We start from the raw sequence: 16,896 nt of genomic DNA, 5'->3' as shown, positions 1-16,896 counted from the left end.
TCCATCTATTTACAACGCATCCAAAGTTCTTACACCCCTGGTTTCAGGTTCTGTTCAGTTTTAATCTTTTTTTCAAAATCATGTCGTTCGATTAAAAGGGAGACTAAAATACTACCAACAATTGCCCATAATGGTGCACCGATGTTAAAGAAATTTACACCTGACATGCCAATAATGAACGCGAAAAAGGCGCCCATTTGAAATTTGCTATCTGAAAATGCAATCTTCAAGGAACTTAAAAGAACACCAATCATCGCCAAACCAGCAATCGTACTGACGATCACACCCGGCATCGCAATAACAAATGGAACCACAAACGCTGCAAACACACCAAAGCTCGCAAATAACACACCATTTAGAGCCGATGCGGCATACCGACCTTCTTTTTTACCTGACTCATCAGAAGCACAAATGGCAGTCATCGGTCCCGCAGTATTAATGGCATGAGCCCCGAAAAATGAAGCGAAAAAACCTAAAATAGACCCAAAAACAGCCATCTCACTACTTGGCGGCTTAAAACCCTTCGCCATCAGAATTCCAGTCGTTTGGGCATTCTCTGTACAGATAATTAAGATGGCAAGCGGTATAGAAAGGGAAATGATCGCATTTACACTGAATGTTGGTATTTCTAGTTGGGGAAGCACAAACGAACTTTGAACATTTGAAATATGAAATTCATGTATGACTATGGCGAGAAGCACAGATACAACTAATGCTGATAACACAGGTGGTACCTTTTTTACATAACGGGAGGAAAATAGATAGACGATGATGGCAGCGCCTGCTAATAGGGGAGAAACTTCAACAGATGTAATCATCTCAATCGCAAACCGCATCATGACACCTACAATCATCCCCATAACAATAGGAACAGGTAACCAATTCATGACTTTATCAATTAATCCGGTAGCACCAAGTATAAGGACGATTAGATTGGCAACAAGATAGGCACCAATTGCTTCTGGTAAGGAAAAATGTGACAAAGCACCTGCAACTAAGACGGCACCGGCGATTGAGTAAGCCCCGGCAATAGGTTGCTTATATTTCAAGGATAAAAATAATCCCAATAATCCCCCAAAGAAATACACGGCAAATAACCAGCTGATTGTTTGCTCATGGGTTAACCCACCACTTGATGCACCTCCAATTATAATGAGTGCAGGACCTGTACAACCGAAAATAGCTGCGACAACACCTGAACTAATGGTGTTGATATTTAGATGTTCATATAGATCTTTGAATCTCCTATTCCCCTTCATAGAACCCTCCTTAAATATTCTTAATATTCATTTTTTAATATGGAATTAGTTCCATAATAACACAGATTAGAAGTAAAAATTACGTATTTTTTACGGACGTACAAAAAACCTCCAAAAAGGTAGAAAGAAAGAGCATATAAGAGAAAGAAGGTTATTTCCTTTTAAAAATGAGAAAAAGACAGATTTGATAATTTAAAAAAGATTCAGTATATTTGTAATTAATTACGAAAGATTTAAAAACGTAATACATAATCCGGGAGGTAATAAGAATGACGACAACAGTAAACGAAACAAAAACACTAACTGTAAAAAAAGCGAATGGGATTGCTGAAGTTCACATCCACGTGAACAAAACAAATTCCTATGACCTTGATTATTACAAAGAATTAAATGCGGCAATCGATGACATCCGTTTCGACAATGACATTAAAGTTGCAGTATTAATGAGTGACATGCCAAAATTCTTCTCAGCGGGTGCAAATATCAACTTCTTAAAATCAGCGGAGCCACGCTTTAAAACACAATTTTGCTTATTCTGTAATGAAACGTTAGACAAAATTGCACGTTCACCACAAATCTGGATTGCTTGCTTAGAGGGGCATACGGTTGGTGGCGGATTAGAAATGGCTCTAGCTTGTGATTTACGTTTTATGGGGGACCAAGCAGGAAAGATCGGACTTCCAGAGGTTTCACTAGGTGTATTAGCGGGAACAGGTGGAACTCAACGCCTTGCTCGCCAAGTGGGACATTCTAAAGCACTAGATTTGAACATCACTGGTGAAACATTATCTCCTCAAGAAGCATTAGATATTAACCTAGTAGATCGTATATATCCACAAGAAGAAACAAGAGCAAAAACATTAGAATATGCACAAAAGATTGCGAGCAGCGCTACTTACGCAACATCTAACATTAAGCTTTCGATTATGAATGGAAAAGAAATGCCACTAAATGTAGCAATCCGTTACGAAGGGGAGCTTCAAAATCTATTATTCCGTTCACAGGATGCCCAAGAAGGCTTAAGTGCATTTATTGAAAAGCGCGATGCAAATTGGAGTGGGAAATAAAGTCAACTAAATCAAAGGCGATATTGGAAATTCCGATATCGCTATTTTAAAATAGCCAAGGCTCGGCGAACTTCCGCGAGTCTTTTTTAACAATAGGAGGATATAGTGTGAGATCAAATGAATTTCAAGTCATCGTAAACTGGGGAGATACCGACAAGGCGGGGATTGTGTATTATCCTAATTACTTCAAATGGTTCGATATTGCGGGACACCAATTTTTTAGAAGTTGTGGATTATCTCCAAACACATTAGAAGAAGAACGACAAATTATCCTGCCAATGCTTGATGCAAGATGTAGCTTTGAAAAAACATTGTTATATGATGATATTATAACGATCCGAACAGAGGTTGAAGAAATTAAAACAAAAACAATTAAGCTACGGCATGAGGTGTATAGAGGAGAAACAAGAACGGGGCATGGGTATGAGATACGTGGATGGGTAAAACAAACGTCAACAGAAATTAAAGCGGTACCAATACCTGAAGACATACGCTCCATTCTACAAGAGGACCTCCACACAAATGAATCAGGAAAAAGACCGCTTTTTAATGCATAATTTCCAAAATCCTCTATAATAAAAATTAACAATATTGAAATATAACAAAAAATAGTAAGCGTGGTGACTTTGATGAAACCTAGATCCTTGATGTTCACATTATATGGTGAATATATTAAATATTATGGGGGAGAAATTTGGGTTGGTAGTTTGATTGAACTCATGAAACAGTTTGGGGTATCTGAATCGTCGGTGAGGGGGGCGATTTTTCGGATGGTCCAAAATAACCTGCTGGAAGTGAGAAAAGTAGGGAAGAAGAGCTATTACTCCGCAACTTCTCAAGGGAGAGTTGACGAAGGGGTTAGTCGGGTATATGCCACTCAAAATCATATGTGGGATCAGAAGTGGAGAATCCTTACCTATTCGTTTCCGGAAGAAAAGCGCGAAATCCGTAATAAAATTCGTAAAGAACTAATTTGGACCGGATTTGGTAACCTCACAAATAGCACACTCGTGACGCCTAATCCTGTTGAGGATCAAGTGAAAGAAATGATCAGGGTGTACGGAATTGAAGAATACGCGTTTTTATTCACATCGTCTTCAATTGTAACGCATGACAATCAAAGCATTATCGATATAGGCTGGGACTTAAATATGGTGAGGGATGAATATCAAACTTTCATAGATAAGTTCACACCAAAATTTGAAGAACTACGAGAAAAAGCGTTAAATAACACATTGAAGGATGAGGAATGTTTTATTGAGCGAACTGTACTTGTGCATGAGTACCGGAAATTTCTTTTCCAAGATCCAGGTTTTCCAAGGGATTTGCTTCCTGAGGGCTGGATTGGCATAAAGGCGCGGGAACTATTCTGGAATATTCATCAGCTTCTATCCATCCCATCTATTCGCTACTTTGAGTCCGTTTTTGAGGGAGTACCGGATCGTGAAATTCATATCGAACGTGATAAAGCACTCAATCCATTTGGAGAGATCTATATCTAACTGAGGTGAGCCATGAATATTGAAAAAATTGAGTTTGGTGGCTATCGGATTGGAATCCCAGTTCCATTTCCGATGAAGTATGTTTATTGCTATCTTTTTAAACAGAATGATGGGTATGTCATGATTGATGTAGGATTAAATTATCGGGCCGCGAGAGAAGCATGGCAAGAGGTGTTTGATCGTCTTGGAATCACTCCTCGTGATATTCATACAATTTATCTAACCCATTTTCATCCAGACCACTCCGGACTTTCCGGCTGGATGCAAGAGCAGTCAGGCGCTGAGCTTTATATGAATGAAATAGATGCTAGGATGATTGATCGTGTTTGGGGTGAGGGCAGCAAGCAGGTTGCGAGAATGAAAGAAATGGTATTGCAACATGGAGTCCCAGAAGATCTAGCAGATGGGATCGCGGACCATATGGAAAAGCTCGGTCAAAATGTGCTTCCATTGCCTGTTGCAAAACCAATTAGTGATACGATTGAGTTTGGCGATAAACAATGGATCGTCATCCATACCCCTGGTCATAGTGAGGGGCATGTTTGCTTTTTTCAAGAAGAAGAAGGCATCTTAATTGGTGGCGATCATATTCTCGAAAAAATTACTCCGAATATTAGTGTTTGGCCAGGTGCGAGCCAGCACCCGTTGCATGAATATATAGACTCCTTACGTAAAATTGGTCAATATCCAATTAAGAAGATTTACTCTGCTCATCACTCACCTGTTCTCAATGTAAAGGAACGAATTAACGAGCTCATCCAGCATCATGACGAGCGCCTCGCTTATATTGAAAGCTTGGCAGACTATAAAACGACGTACGAGATCGCAAAGGAGTTGTTTTCTCATCGAGAGCTCAATCCCCATCAATGGCGCTTCGCTATCGCCGAAACAATCGCTCACTTAAACTATTTAGAGCGAGAGGGAAGAAGTGTGAAACAAGGGCAGCATCCGATTATTTATGTAAATGGTGGTCGAAATTAATCTGAAAAATACTAAAAAAGTGGGAACCCCGAGGTTGTTATGATAGCAATCTTGGGGTTTTTGTTTGGTTAGATTTTATTCTGATTTTCGTGATGAAGGGGAAAGGGGTGCGGGCGGCATGTGGTAAATCCCTTTCATCGGGTTGATGAAGGGGAAAACGGTGCGGGCGGCATGTGGTAAATCCCGTTCAACGTGTTGATGAAGAGGAAAACGATGAGTGGACTGGCAGGTAATCCCGTTCATCGGATTGATGAACGGGAAAACAGTGAGTGGTCCGACGCGTAATCCAGTTCAATTGTGTATGAAGTCACAAATAAACCTGCACGATGCGCGAAAAGGTCTTCATAGCCTCGATGAAGTCCCGAACGAACTCGCACGATGCTTGAAAAGCTCATCATACCCCCGATGAAGACCCGAATGAAGCTGCACGATGTGCGAAAAGTCCTTCATAGCCTCGATGAAGTTCCGAAAGAACCCGCACGATGCGCGAAATGTCCTTCATAGCCTCGATGAAGTCACGAATGAACCTGCACGATGCACGAAAAGGTCTTCATAGACCTGATGAAGTCCCAAACGAACGAACCTGTCCCCCCGCACAAAAAGGTCTTCAAAGCCCAACCGAACTAAAACAACACAGCCCCCAAACGTGCCCCCACCTACCAACCCCATCACCCCAACAAACCCAGTATTTACCCCACCTCCCCATCCCATCCATTACGATTTTAAAATTAACGTCTAAAAAACAACATAAACATGTTGACAAACAATTTAAAATATTCTATATTACATATTATAAACGATAGTTTAAAAAACGTAATACAAAGAGGTGTTCATGGATGAGTATAAAGGAAGCTGAGGTATTACTGGAAAAGGTTCAAAATGGTTTTATAGTAGAGCGCATGGAGGATATGAATGACGAATATTTGAAAGCACTGAAACAAACGCTTGCGATTGTTGGAGATACAGAACTTCTTAGCGTCCCACCACTATTAACAGTCTACGATCAAGCCCCAAACTTAAACTATAAAATTACCGCTCTAGCAGTTATGCAAGATGAAATCGGTCACGCCCATATCGCATACCGCTTGCTGGAAGACCTTGGTGAAGATGTAGATGAGATGCTTTATCGCCGACCGGCGAACCGATGGAAAAATCCATATGCATTTGATTTTAAATTAGACAACTGGGTTGAATTAGGTGTCTTTAATGGATTGTTTGACCGTTCTGGATATACGCTTTTGGGTGATGCGTATGAACATACTTCCTATGGTCCTTGGAAGCGTGCACTCGTAAAGGTTGATAAGGAAGAATTGTTCCACCTCCGAAACGGGGAAATCATTATGAGAAATGCGATGAAGAAGCCTGAAACAGCAAAGCAAGTACAAGAGGCTGTGGATTGGATGTTCTTGATGGCACTCGAATTCTTCGGGGTTGCCGATAATCTTAAGAGTCGTTCAGCACAATTGGATTACCGACTAAAAGGTCGCACCAATGATGAATTAAGACAAAAGTGGTTATCAACTGCTGTTCCATTCTGTGAATCGATTGGAATCAAGGTTCCGGCTCATTACGATGAAGACCAAGGTAAATATGTCATTGATGTTCCATTTCCATGTAAATTTGATGCTGAAAATAAAAAATGGTTAACAGACCAGCCAGACACATGGGAAGGGGCAATCGAACGTTTTAAGCAAAGAGGTCCTCAAAATATGGAGTTTGTTGCTAGAATCCAAAAGGGAGTTTGGGAGTTAGAACAAATGAGAGCAGAGGAGGCATAAACATGAGCGGAATTATCCAAAGCGAAAAAACGACTACTAAATACTGGGATGCTCTAAAAGAAGTAATGGATCCCGAGTTTCCAATCAGTGTTGTAGATATGGGTTTGATCTATAACATCACCCAATTTGGAAGCGACTTAGAGGTTGAAATGACGTATACCTCCACTGGATGTGCTTGTATGCAGTGGATTGAAAACGATATCAAAGAGCGTTTGCTAAAGGAAGCTGAGGTTGAAAATGTGAAGATTCAGGTTGTATGGGATCCACCTTGGACAACGGCAAACCTAAGTGAAGAAGGTAAGAAAAAGTTAAAGCACTGGGGGGTAAGTTCATGACAGTAGAAGCAGCAACGAAACATGATTACCTTCTTCTCACTCGAATCAATCGTGGAGATGAACTTATTCATGTGGGGACATTCAAAGCAGTGAATGATGAATTAGCAAAAATTTATGCGCAGCATATTTACGATGAAGAAGACTGGGTTGAAATGTACGTAGTGAAAAAAGAAAACCTTGTTTGTGTTCGAAGCCCAGAACCATTATTTGCAAAGGAGTGAGAAGGTTGACTAATGAACATATCTCGTTAATAGAACTAGGGGAAACCATTGCAGATAATAAATTTATTTTAGGTGACCGCTTAGTTGAAATCGGTATCAGTGGTCCTACATTAGAAGGAACACTTTCATCAATCGCAATGGCTCAGCAGGAACTAGGTCATTCTAGACTTTTATATCGATGGGTTTCTGACCTAACAGGTGTGAAGACGGAAGTGAAGGATCAAACAGGAAAGGCATTTCAACAGAATGTAAAAATTGGGAACTGGATTGAACTCATCGCCGGGCTTTATGTCACAAATGTTGCGGTAGATCTAGTGATGAAGGCAATGATTGAAGCAAATAACCCGAATGTGAACCCACCTTTTACGAAAATGCTAAAGGAGCAGCAGGAGCATCTCATCTATTCAGAGAGCTGGTGTGAACAGCTGTTACTTGATCAAGGTTCTATTCCGAGAAGATGCCGAGAAGCAATTGAGAAAACGGCTCAGGAAGCAAAGGAATGGTTAATTAAAGTAGAAAATGACATGTATCTCGTTACAGAAAACATTATTCCAAAGGATTCAAGATTAGTAGAACAATTCAATGCAACCATTCAAGAAATTTCAAGGGAAGCGGCGAAGCAAAATGTCGGCTAGTAAAGAGAACGTCCAATGTTCATTTTGCTCATCTAATGATGTAAAGAAGATCTCATCCTTTGGTACAGCCCAATTAGTTCGCCAATACTACTGTAACGAATGTAAAAGCGTATTCGAATACATTCGATGGCAAAAGGAAGACGCGGCAAAGTAAAATAATTGTTCAAAAAGGAGGATGAAGAGGACCGAGAATTTCAAGGCGGTGCAGCTTTGAGTACCGGAGCGTATGCAGTTAATACGTGAGGAACGGAGAAGCAAGCCAACGAAGAAATTCGATGCGTCAAATTCACCGGACTTTTTGAACATCCTCTAAAAGGGGTCGAAAACATGCAAATTAAAAAGATAGGTGTTATTGGTTCTGGGACCATGGGAGCAGGGATTGCTCAGTTACTCGTTCAAAATGGATACCCTGTCATACTCTTTGATATTGACGAAAAAACGGTGACCCGAGCAAAAGAATCAATAGAATCAAAGCTTGATAGATTAGTTGTCAAAGAAAAAATAAGCCTTACCACCTCAGAACAAGCAAAATTGAATTTGGCTACCACAACGGATATGAACTCATTTGCCGACTGCCAATTGGTGATTGAGGCAGCGCCGGAAAAGCTGGAAATAAAACGTTCCATCTTTTCACAACTGGAAGAAATCTGTACGAAAGATTCGATTTTGGCATCGAATACTTCCTCACTTTCGATTACAGAAATCTCTGGACAAAGCGCAAATCCAGAACGAATCGCCGGTTTGCACTTTTTTAACCCGGCACCAATCATGCCCCTTGTAGAAGTAGTAAAGGGATTAAAAACAGCTTCCTCAACTGTTGAAACCCTAGTAGAATTTGCAAAAACGATTCACAAAAATCCAGTAATGTGCAAGGATACACCAGGTTTTATTGTGAACAGAGTAGCAAGACCATTTTACAATGAAGCATTACGAATTATAAATGATAGAATCGCCTCGGTCGAGCAAATTGATCGAATTATGAAACGCGCTGGGAATTTTAAAATGGGACCTTTCGAATTACAGGATTTAATCGGGATTGATATCAATTTCGCAACAACCAAATCGGTATATGAAGGGTTTCACGGAGAAAGTAGATTCCGTCCTCATTACTATCAGGAGCGAATGGTTCAATCAGGTAGTTTAGGAAGAAAAACAAAAGGAGGGTTCTTCGAATATGACAACTAAAACAATCGTCATTGTAGGGGATAATTTACTTGCAAAAGAACTCTCCAATTCCTTTCGAGCCGCGAATGTTCGCCTAGTTGATCCAAAGCGAATGGATGAAGAAGTCGATGCTGTGATTGAAACGACCAACCTTGATAAGGATGAAAAGAAACGTCAAATTCAAGAAATTGAAGCAAGTGTACCCCCTACCACTTTAATTTTATCCACTACTCTTGGTGTGACAGCCACTGAGGTTGCTTCGTGGCTGAACTACCCTGATAGAGTAGTAGGGTTTGGGACATTTGCGAATTTTAAAGAAGGTAACTTAATCGAAGTGGCATTGCCATTACAGACTGACCCAAGATATATGCATGCTGCTGCAGACATTTTTTCATTGATTCATCAAGACATTGAGCTTGTGGAGGATGAAGTAGGCTTTGTGTTCCCAAGAATTTTAGCAATGATTGTTAATGAAGCGGCGTATGCATTAACGGAGCAAACTGCAGAGGCGGAAGCCATCGATGTCGCGATGAAAAAAGGCACCAATTATCCAATGGGTCCGCTTGAGTGGGCAGAGAAAATTGGGTTAGATGACGTATATGCCGTATTAAGTGGATTATATCGAGAACTAGGGGAAGAGCGTTATCGCCCAGCTCCGCTTATCCGAAAGCTTGTGTACGCCGGATGGATTGGTGGAGAATCTGATAGATGCTTTTACCATTATCAAAACCGAAACAAGGAGCTTTCAATATGAGAGAAGCAGTCATTATAGATGCTGTTCGGACACCAATTGGGAAACTTAACGGTTCACTTACAAGTGTACGACCAGATGACCTTGCAGGACATGTGATTAAACAGCTGATGGCTCGCGTGGATCTTGATCCGTCATTAATCGAAGATGTATTTTTCGGGTGTGCGAATCAAGCGGGGGAAGATAATCGAAATGTGGCGAGAATGGGATTACTTCTTGCCGGACTCCCTGTCTCCATTCCCGGGGTAACGGTCAATCGCCTTTGTGGCTCAGGGCTAGAGGCAGTGAATCAGGCCGCATCTGCAATTAAATCAGGATTAGGAGACGTCTTTATTGCAGGTGGAACTGAAAGTATGACTCGTGCACCTTACGTCATGATGAAGCCCCATGTGACAAATGCGAAAGGGAACCAAACCTTACATGACACGATGTTAGGCTGGCGACTGGTCAATCCTGTGATGAATGAAATGTACCCTCCTATTAGTCTAGGAGAAACCGCAGAAAATGTCGCAGAAAAATATGGGATTTCAAGAGCAGAGCAGGATGAGCTTGCCCTTTTAAGTCAGCAAAGGGCTGCAGCAGCGATTCAAAGTGGAAGATTCAATGATGAGATTGTGCCTATTGATATTCCGCAGCGAAAAGGAGAACCGCTTCTTTTCAAAGAGGATGAGCATGCACGACCTGAAACCACATTGGAAACATTAGCGAGGCTAAGACCTGTTTTTCGAAAGGATGGAACTGTAACCGCAGGGAATTCATCGGGGATCAATGATGGTTCAAGTGCTATTCTCGTCATGGAAGAGGAACTCGCTAAAAAGCTTGGATTAAAACCGATTGCAAGAGTGGTCACTTCTGCTGTTAGTGGAGTTCATCCAGATTATATGGGGATTGGTCCAGTTCCAGCAACTAGAAAAGCATTGCAAAGAGCGGGTCTAACCGTTCAGGATCTAGATTTAATTGAAATAAATGAAGCATTTGCAGCACAATCTGTTGCATGTATAAGAGAACTAGAGCTTGATATGGAAAAAGTAAATGTCAATGGTGGTGCGATTGCATTAGGACATCCACTAGGGTGTAGCGGTTCACGAATTGTTACAACACTTGTTCATGAGATGCAAAAACGTGATGTGCGTTATGGATTAGCAACCATGTGCATTGGCGTTGGCCAAGGAATCGCAACGATTATCGAGAAAATGTAAGGAGTGAAACAACATCTATGGTTCAATTAAAAGAAACGTACCAACTATTGATTAATGGAGAATACTCAAATAGTAGCAACAATGAATTTTTTGAAACCTATAACCCAGCAACTGGTGAGGTTATAGCGAGAGTCGCTAAGGCAACGAAGGAGGATGTGGATCGTGCTGTTGACGCAGCTAGAAATGCATTTGAAAATGGTAAATGGCCGAAGATGCCTCAAGCGAGAAGAGCCAGAGTTTTAAACAAAATTGCTGACATCATGAGGGAACGCTTCAATGATTTGGTCGAAGCGGAAGTATTAAATAGTGGAAAAACGGTGGCGGCTGCAAAAGGACAAATTGGTCAGGCGATTGAAGACTTTGAATTTTATGCGGGAGCTATTACAACCTTTGGCGGACGTACAAACCCGGTTCCGAATGGATTTTTTAACTATACAGTGAAAGAACCAGTAGGTGTTTGTGCACAAATTATTCCGTGGAACTACCCATTAATGATGGCTGCGTGGAAAATCGCACCTGCCATTGCTGCGGGATGTCCGGTTATTCTAAAGCCAGCATCACATACACCAATTACTGCTTATATGCTTGCAGATATATGTCATGAGGCAGGCGTTCCAGCGGGTGTAGTGAATGTGATTACAGGAAGTGGCTCTGTAATCGGTCCATACTTAACGACTCATCCTGGTGTAGACAAGGTTGCCTTTACAGGTGAAACGGAAACAGGAAAAGACATTATGGCAAAGGCTTCTACCAACCTAAAGCGAGTTACTTTAGAGCTAGGTGGAAAATCTCCTAATATCGTTTTTGATGACGCGGACATTGAAGGTGCAGTAGTAGGGTCTATTTATGGAATTTTCTATAACACGGGTCAATCCTGTGAAGCTCGCTCACGGTTATTTGTTCATGAAGCCATTTATGATGAATTTGTCGACAAATTTATTGAAAAGGCTAAAAAACTGAAGGTTGGTGACCCATTCGATAAGGAAACGCATATGGGAGCCCTGATTTCTAAGGATCATGAAGACGTTGTCGATGGCTATGTAAAACTTGCTATTGAAGAAGGCGGAGAAATTCTTTTTGGAGGAAAAAGACCAGACGGTAGCGAATTTGATAAAGGGTATTGGTATATGCCAACCGTTATCGGAAATGTCACGAATGATATGAGAATTGCTCAAGAAGAAGTATTCGGCCCAGTCGTTGTGATTATGAAATTTAAAGATGAAGACGAAGTGCTCAAATTATCCAATGACTCCATTTTTGGCCTTGGTTCGGCTGTATGGACGAAAGATCACGGAAGAGCACACCGAATAGCTGAAGGAATTCGTGCAGGTATCGTCATGGTGAACTGTCCAATTTCAGCCTTCCCTGGAACACCATTTGGTGGATATAAGCAATCAGGATTTGGAAGAGAGTTAAGTGTCGAAACCCTTGAACTATATTCAGAGACAAAGAGTGTTGTCTCTTATAATGGAGAACGTCCACTGAATATTTTCAGAATATAATTTATTTAAATAAATTTCAAATTAAAATATCGGAGGAATGTAAAATGACTGTTAATTTAGAAACGAAAACACTTACGGTGAAAAAAGCGGATGGTATTGCAGAAGTCCACATGCATGTAAACAAAACAAATGCTTATGATCTTGAGTATTACAAAGAGCTAAATGCTGCAATTGATGACATCCGTTTTGACAATGACATTAAAGTGGTTGTTTTAATGAGTGATATGCCGAAGTTCTTCTCAGCGGGTGCAAATATCAATTTCTTAAAATCAGCAGAGCCTCGTTTTAAAACACAATTCTGCTTGTTCTGTAATGAAACGTTAGATAAAATCGCTCGTTCTCCACAAATCTGGATCGCATGCTTAGAGGGTCATACGGTTGGTGGCGGATTAGAAATGGCTCTTGCATGTGACTTGCGTTTTATGGGCGACCAAGCAGGAAAAATCGGACTTCCAGAAGTATCTCTAGGTGTATTAGCAGGAACTGGTGGAACTCAACGTCTTGCTCGTCAAGTGGGGCACTCTAAAGCTCTTGATTTGAACATCACTGGTGAGACATTAACTCCGCAAGAGGCATTATCTATTAAACTAGTAGACCGTGTATTCCCTCAGGAAGAAACACGAGCAAAAACGTTAGAATATGCACAGAAAATCGCGAGTAGTGCTACTTACGCAACTTCAAACATTAAACTGTCAATCATGAACGGAAAAGAAATGCCACTTAACGTAGCAATCCGTTACGAAGGTGAGCTTCAAAATCTATTATTCCGTTCACAAGATGCTCAAGAAGGATTAAGTGCATTTATCGAAAAGCGTGAAGCTAACTGGAGTGGAAAATAATTACGATTGTCCGATAAGAGATTGCAAGATGGCGAAGCTGCCATCCTACAATTAGGCTAAAAAACACTATATTCATAGTGCTAATAATTATAAATACAGTCGGTTTACTAATTGCTAGAATTTCAGAATAGTATCAAATCAACTACAATCATTTTCATTCATCATTGCGGCTAAAATGCACTATTAATACAGTGCATATATCAAATATCATCTACGAATGACTCCGAAAAAAGTGGAGGTAAACAATTACCTCCACTATCTGAAATTTTTACTATCCACAAGATAGGTAAGGAGGAAGAATGTGATAAAAGTAGCTTCGGATTTAAAAGGAATTGCAACGAAGTACAATGCTGCCGATCGATTTATTGAAGAAAATGTACGAAATGGACGAGGAGCAAAGGTAGCGATTGTAAGTGGAGACGAACAAGTCACTTATCAAGAGCTTCTGAATCGTGTTAATCAGTTTGGAAACGCTCTCAAAGAGTTGGGTGTTCAAAATGAAAACCGCATGCTATTGGTTCTGCATGATACTGCCGAGAATATCGTATCCTTTTTCGGTGCAGTAAAAATTGGTGCCCTTCCAATCCCAACTAACACCATGCTACAGCCTCAAGATTATGAATATTTATTAAACCACAGCCGCTCAAAGGTTCTTGTCATTCATGAGGATCTCTGGAGCAAAATTAAGGCAAATAGAGATCGATTTGTCTTTCTTCAACATGTTATCGTCGTCACAGAAAACACATCCGTAGATGCAAATGAAATTGATTTCCATGAACTACTCCATAATAAGTCAACAGAACTTGAGACATTCATGTCTGTGAAGGATGATCCAGCATTTTGGTTATATAGTTCTGGTAGTACAGGAAATCCAAAAGGTGTTATTCACCATCAACGAAGTATGGAGGCAGCGTATAACACGTATGCGAAACAAGTTTTAGGGATGAATGAAAATGATATTACCTTTTCAGCTTCAAAGCTCTTCTTTGCATATGGACTTGGAAATGGAATGTATTTCCCATTAGGAGCTGGAGGTACGACTGTTTTATTAAAGGATCGTCCTACACCTGATAAAGTGTTTGAAACACTTGAAAAGACGAAACCTACCATCTTTTTTGGGGTTCCAACGCTTTATGGTAGTTTGATTAACTATGTAGAGCGTACAGGTAAAATTCCTGACCTATCTTCTGTAAGAGTTTGTGTATCAGCGGGTGAAGCACTCCCTGAAACATTTGTGAACAAATGGAAAGAACTTTTTAATCTTGATATTTTAGATGGAATTGGGTTAACAGAGGCCCTACATATCTTTATTTCAAATCGAGTTGGAGACATTCGCCCTGGAAGTACTGGGAAGCCAGTCCCTGGCTATGAGGCGAAAATAGTCAATGACGAAGCCAAAGAAGTTGGTCCAAATGAAGTTGGTGACTTAGTCATTAAAGGCGAGAGTCTAACTGGTGGATACTGGGCCAATATCGCTGAAAATCAGAGTAAGTTTCATGGTGAATGGATGTACACAGGGGATAAATATTATAAGGATGAACAGGGTTATTTTTGGTATTCAGGACGATCTGATGACATGCTGAAGGTCAGTGGAATTTGGGTATCACCTGTTGAAGTAGAAGCAACTCTACTTAAGCATGATTCCGTCCTTGAGGTTGCGGTAATCGGTGTAAAGACAGAGGATAACTTGGATCTTCCAAAGGCTTGCATTGTTCTGAAAGAGGATGTTGTCCCGTCTGAAGACTTAAAAGCAGAATTAAAAGCTTATGTAAAAGCAAACCTAGCACCTTATAAGTATCCAAGAATCATTGAGTTTATGGATGAAATCCCAAAAACGGCTTCTGGTAAAATGCAGCGGTTTAAATTAAGACAATAATTAGATGTTTTATATGCGAAAGTGAAATTAACATAATATATTTAATCACCTTGGTTTTACATGACCAATCAATGTACCTGACTTTAATAAATGGTGTGATTTACCATATATACTGATAAAAAAGAGGTCGTGATGGAATAGATACTCGACTTTTGTCGAGCCTTTGTTCCATCCCTCCTCCATTTTTTTATGTCTTATCACGGAAAATTTATTACGTTTTTTAAATGAAAGTTGCAAATAGGTATTGAATATTCGAATAGTAATAACTATAATAATATTCAGAATATTACTTTATTCAGTACGCAATCCCTACTGAATAAATTAATAGCCTCCGGCGGATGCCACGATTTTTCAAAGGAAGTTTTTCGAGCTTGCTCGAAAAAAATCAGGCGCAAATACGCCAAGGCGTATTTGATTAAGTGAAAGGGGGAATCCCCGTACATAAAACTTTACGAGAATAACCACCAAAGAGGGTCAGATGATTATGCTTTCTAAAAAAAGGGAGGTTTACTATGAAGCTAGTAAAGAGAAATTGGTTGATTATGTTGGCGTTTGTTCTATTACTTTCAGCATGTAGCTCAGGAGCAATCAGTACGACTACAGATAAAAATAAAAAAGAGGAAAATGAGGAACCGACAACTTCTGATTCTACAAGTGACGAGCCTATTAAAATTGGAGCGTTATTACCATCAACAGGTGTATACGCTTCACTTGGTGAAAATGTGAAGAATGGAATGGAACTCTATTTTGAAGAAATCGGCTGGGAAGTTGCGGGAAAGAAGATAGAAATTGTGCATGAAGACACAGAAGCAGATCCCCAAGTTTCATTACGAAAACTCCGTAAGTTAATGGAGCAGGATAAAATTGATATTTTAACAGGTCCAATCAGTACGGCGGTTGCGTATGCGATTCGTGATGAAGTTGAAAAGAATAAATTACCATTCCTTGTATCACATGCGGGTGGTAATGACCTAACAAGATCAAAGCGTAGTGATTATATCTGGCGTTCATCGTTCTCTTCCTACCAAATTGGCCATTCTATGGGTCAATGGGCATATGACAATATTGGTAAAAAAATCTATTTAACAGCTGCTGACTATGCCTTTGGTCATGAAGCGACTGCGGCATTTAAAGATGCTTATACGGCAGCAGGTGGGGAAATCGTCGAGGAAGTATTTGCTCCACTAGGAAATAATGACTACTCTTCTTATCTAGCAAAAATGAATCGTGATGACATTGATGGAATCTACGCATTCTTTGCTGGGACAGATGCAATCCGCTTTGTTCAACAGTATGAGCAATATGGATTAAAAGGTAAGATTCCTTTAATTGGTTCTGGATGGCTAACGGCTGAAGATACTCGTCCACAGCAAGGAACGGCTCCGGAAGGAATTATTACTTCAATCTTCTGGGATTATAGCTTAGACACTCCTGAAAATAAAAAGTTTGTTGAAGCGTATGAAGCGAAGTTTAATGCTAGACCAAGTATCGAATCTGCAGAAGGATATGATGCAGCAGCGATCATGGCAAAAGCAATTGAAGCGTTAAATGGAGATGTTTCAGACCCTGATAAACTAGTAGAGGAAATCTCAAAGGTTGAGCTTGATAGCCCGAGAGGTCCAATCAAATTTGATCAGGATACACATCAAATTATTCAAAACCTTTATATCGTTGAGACTTATCTAGATGGCGATAAGACAGAAAATAAAGTAATCGACACAGTACCAGAAGTTGTAGACCCAGGAAAATAAGAAAATATAAAAGAAGGGGGCAAAGGTAACAGGTGT

The 16,896-nt window shown here is 40.3% G+C and carries 17 protein-coding genes; 16 read left to right on the top strand and 1 reads right to left on the bottom strand.

Annotation, left to right across the window (positions count from 1 at the left end; all coding sequences use genetic code 11):
• Positions 1-29: 29 nt before the first annotated feature.
• Positions 30-1,259, bottom strand: coding sequence for a benzoate/H(+) symporter BenE family transporter (locus ABC371_RS00685; protein ID WP_412895102.1), 1,230 nt, complete (start codon positions 1,257-1,259; stop codon positions 30-32).
• A gap of 269 nt (positions 1,260-1,528) precedes the next feature.
• Here ABC371_RS00685 and ABC371_RS00680 point away from each other — a divergent pair, with 269 nt between their 5' ends.
• The 16 genes from ABC371_RS00680 (at position 1,529) to ABC371_RS00610 (ending at position 16,860) form a co-directional block, all read left to right on the top strand.
• Entirely contained in the window at positions 1,529-2,326 is a 798-nt protein-coding gene (locus tag ABC371_RS00680; RefSeq protein WP_412895101.1) for an enoyl-CoA hydratase/isomerase family protein, read from the top strand.
• Between the two features lie 107 nt (positions 2,327-2,433).
• On the top strand, positions 2,434-2,883 hold the full coding sequence (locus tag ABC371_RS00675) for an acyl-CoA thioesterase (protein WP_412895100.1): 450 nt from the start codon (positions 2,434-2,436) through the stop codon (positions 2,881-2,883).
• A gap of 72 nt (positions 2,884-2,955) precedes the next feature.
• Positions 2,956-3,828: a PaaX family transcriptional regulator gene (locus ABC371_RS00670; protein WP_412895099.1), complete on the top strand. Its 873-nt coding sequence runs from the start codon at positions 2,956-2,958 to the stop codon at positions 3,826-3,828.
• Positions 3,829-3,840: 12 nt separating this feature from the next.
• Positions 3,841-4,809, top strand: coding sequence for an MBL fold metallo-hydrolase (locus ABC371_RS00665; protein ID WP_412895098.1), 969 nt, complete (start codon positions 3,841-3,843; stop codon positions 4,807-4,809).
• A gap of 836 nt (positions 4,810-5,645) precedes the next feature.
• Positions 5,646-6,587 carry a Phenylacetic acid catabolic protein gene (locus ABC371_RS00660; RefSeq protein ID WP_412895097.1) on the top strand — a complete coding sequence of 314 codons (942 nt, stop codon included), beginning with the start codon at positions 5,646-5,648 and terminating at the stop codon, positions 6,585-6,587.
• 2 nt (positions 6,588-6,589) lie between these two features.
• Complete coding sequence (locus ABC371_RS00655) at positions 6,590-6,922, top strand: metal-sulfur cluster assembly factor (protein WP_412895096.1); 333 nt, start codon at positions 6,590-6,592, stop codon at positions 6,920-6,922.
• On the top strand, positions 6,919-7,143 hold the full coding sequence (locus ABC371_RS00650; RefSeq protein WP_412895095.1) for a hypothetical protein: 225 nt from the start codon (positions 6,919-6,921) through the stop codon (positions 7,141-7,143). The genes ABC371_RS00655 and ABC371_RS00650 overlap by 4 nt, the downstream gene beginning before the upstream one ends.
• A 5-nt stretch (positions 7,144-7,148) precedes the next feature.
• A complete protein-coding gene (locus tag ABC371_RS00645; protein ID WP_412895094.1) occupies positions 7,149-7,778 on the top strand; it encodes a Phenylacetic acid catabolic protein in 630 nt (209 codons plus the stop codon).
• A complete protein-coding gene (locus ABC371_RS24710) occupies positions 7,726-7,932 on the top strand; it encodes a PaaD-like zinc ribbon domain-containing protein (RefSeq protein ID WP_459562740.1) in 207 nt (68 codons plus the stop codon). The genes ABC371_RS00645 and ABC371_RS24710 overlap by 53 nt, the downstream gene beginning before the upstream one ends.
• Before the next feature lie 173 nt (positions 7,933-8,105).
• Positions 8,106-8,963, top strand: a complete 858-nt coding sequence (locus ABC371_RS00640; protein ID WP_412895093.1) for a 3-hydroxyacyl-CoA dehydrogenase NAD-binding domain-containing protein — start codon at positions 8,106-8,108, stop codon at positions 8,961-8,963.
• A complete protein-coding gene (locus ABC371_RS00635) occupies positions 8,953-9,696 on the top strand; it encodes a 3-hydroxyacyl-CoA dehydrogenase family protein (protein WP_412895092.1) in 744 nt (247 codons plus the stop codon). Before ABC371_RS00640 ends, ABC371_RS00635 begins: the two co-directional genes overlap by 11 nt.
• A complete protein-coding gene (locus ABC371_RS00630) occupies positions 9,693-10,892 on the top strand; it encodes a thiolase family protein (protein WP_412895091.1) in 1,200 nt (399 codons plus the stop codon). Before ABC371_RS00635 ends, ABC371_RS00630 begins: the two co-directional genes overlap by 4 nt.
• A 17-nt stretch (positions 10,893-10,909) precedes the next feature.
• Positions 10,910-12,394: an aldehyde dehydrogenase family protein gene (locus ABC371_RS00625; RefSeq protein WP_412895090.1), complete on the top strand. Its 1,485-nt coding sequence runs from the start codon at positions 10,910-10,912 to the stop codon at positions 12,392-12,394.
• A 44-nt stretch (positions 12,395-12,438) separates the two neighbouring features.
• Entirely contained in the window at positions 12,439-13,233 is a 795-nt protein-coding gene (locus ABC371_RS00620) for an enoyl-CoA hydratase/isomerase family protein (RefSeq protein WP_412895089.1), read from the top strand.
• A gap of 301 nt (positions 13,234-13,534) precedes the next feature.
• Entirely contained in the window at positions 13,535-15,109 is a 1,575-nt protein-coding gene (locus ABC371_RS00615) for a benzoate-CoA ligase family protein (RefSeq protein ID WP_412895088.1), read from the top strand.
• Between the two features lie 512 nt (positions 15,110-15,621).
• Positions 15,622-16,860 carry an ABC transporter substrate-binding protein gene (locus ABC371_RS00610; protein WP_412895087.1) on the top strand — a complete coding sequence of 413 codons (1,239 nt, stop codon included), beginning with the start codon at positions 15,622-15,624 and terminating at the stop codon, positions 16,858-16,860.
• Positions 16,861-16,896 lie beyond the last annotated feature (36 nt).

The sequence above is a fragment of the Bacillus jepli genome (assembly GCF_047238305.1).
GTDB lineage: Bacteria > Bacillota > Bacilli > Bacillales > Bacillaceae_L > Ferdinandcohnia.
This window is presented reverse-complemented; position numbering and strand designations above follow the sequence as displayed.

Bases quoted from the DNA above. Each gene is read 5' to 3' on its own strand.
- ABC371_RS00640 (WP_412895093.1), top strand. From the start codon at position 8,106: ATGCAAATTAAAAAGATAGGTGTTATTGGTTCTGGGACCATGGGAGCA.
- ABC371_RS00655 (WP_412895096.1), top strand. From the start codon at position 6,590: ATGAGCGGAATTATCCAAAGCGAAAAAACGACTACTAAATACTGGGAT.
- ABC371_RS24710 (WP_459562740.1), top strand. From the start codon at position 7,726: ATGCAACCATTCAAGAAATTTCAAGGGAAGCGGCGAAGCAAAATGTCG.
- ABC371_RS00620 (WP_412895089.1), top strand. From the start codon at position 12,439: ATGACTGTTAATTTAGAAACGAAAACACTTACGGTGAAAAAAGCGGAT.
- ABC371_RS00625 (WP_412895090.1), top strand. From the start codon at position 10,910: ATGGTTCAATTAAAAGAAACGTACCAACTATTGATTAATGGAGAATAC.
- ABC371_RS00635 (WP_412895092.1), top strand. From the start codon at position 8,953: ATGACAACTAAAACAATCGTCATTGTAGGGGATAATTTACTTGCAAAA.
- ABC371_RS00660 (WP_412895097.1), top strand. From the start codon at position 5,646: ATGAGTATAAAGGAAGCTGAGGTATTACTGGAAAAGGTTCAAAATGGT.
- ABC371_RS00650 (WP_412895095.1), top strand. From the start codon at position 6,919: ATGACAGTAGAAGCAGCAACGAAACATGATTACCTTCTTCTCACTCGA.
- ABC371_RS00670 (WP_412895099.1), top strand. From the start codon at position 2,956: ATGAAACCTAGATCCTTGATGTTCACATTATATGGTGAATATATTAAA.
- ABC371_RS00630 (WP_412895091.1), top strand. From the start codon at position 9,693: ATGAGAGAAGCAGTCATTATAGATGCTGTTCGGACACCAATTGGGAAA.
- ABC371_RS00610 (WP_412895087.1), top strand. From the start codon at position 15,622: ATGAAGCTAGTAAAGAGAAATTGGTTGATTATGTTGGCGTTTGTTCTA.
- ABC371_RS00685 (WP_412895102.1), bottom strand. From the start codon at position 1,259: ATGAAGGGGAATAGGAGATTCAAAGATCTATATGAACATCTAAATATC.
- ABC371_RS00665 (WP_412895098.1), top strand. From the start codon at position 3,841: ATGAATATTGAAAAAATTGAGTTTGGTGGCTATCGGATTGGAATCCCA.
- ABC371_RS00680 (WP_412895101.1), top strand. From the start codon at position 1,529: ATGACGACAACAGTAAACGAAACAAAAACACTAACTGTAAAAAAAGCG.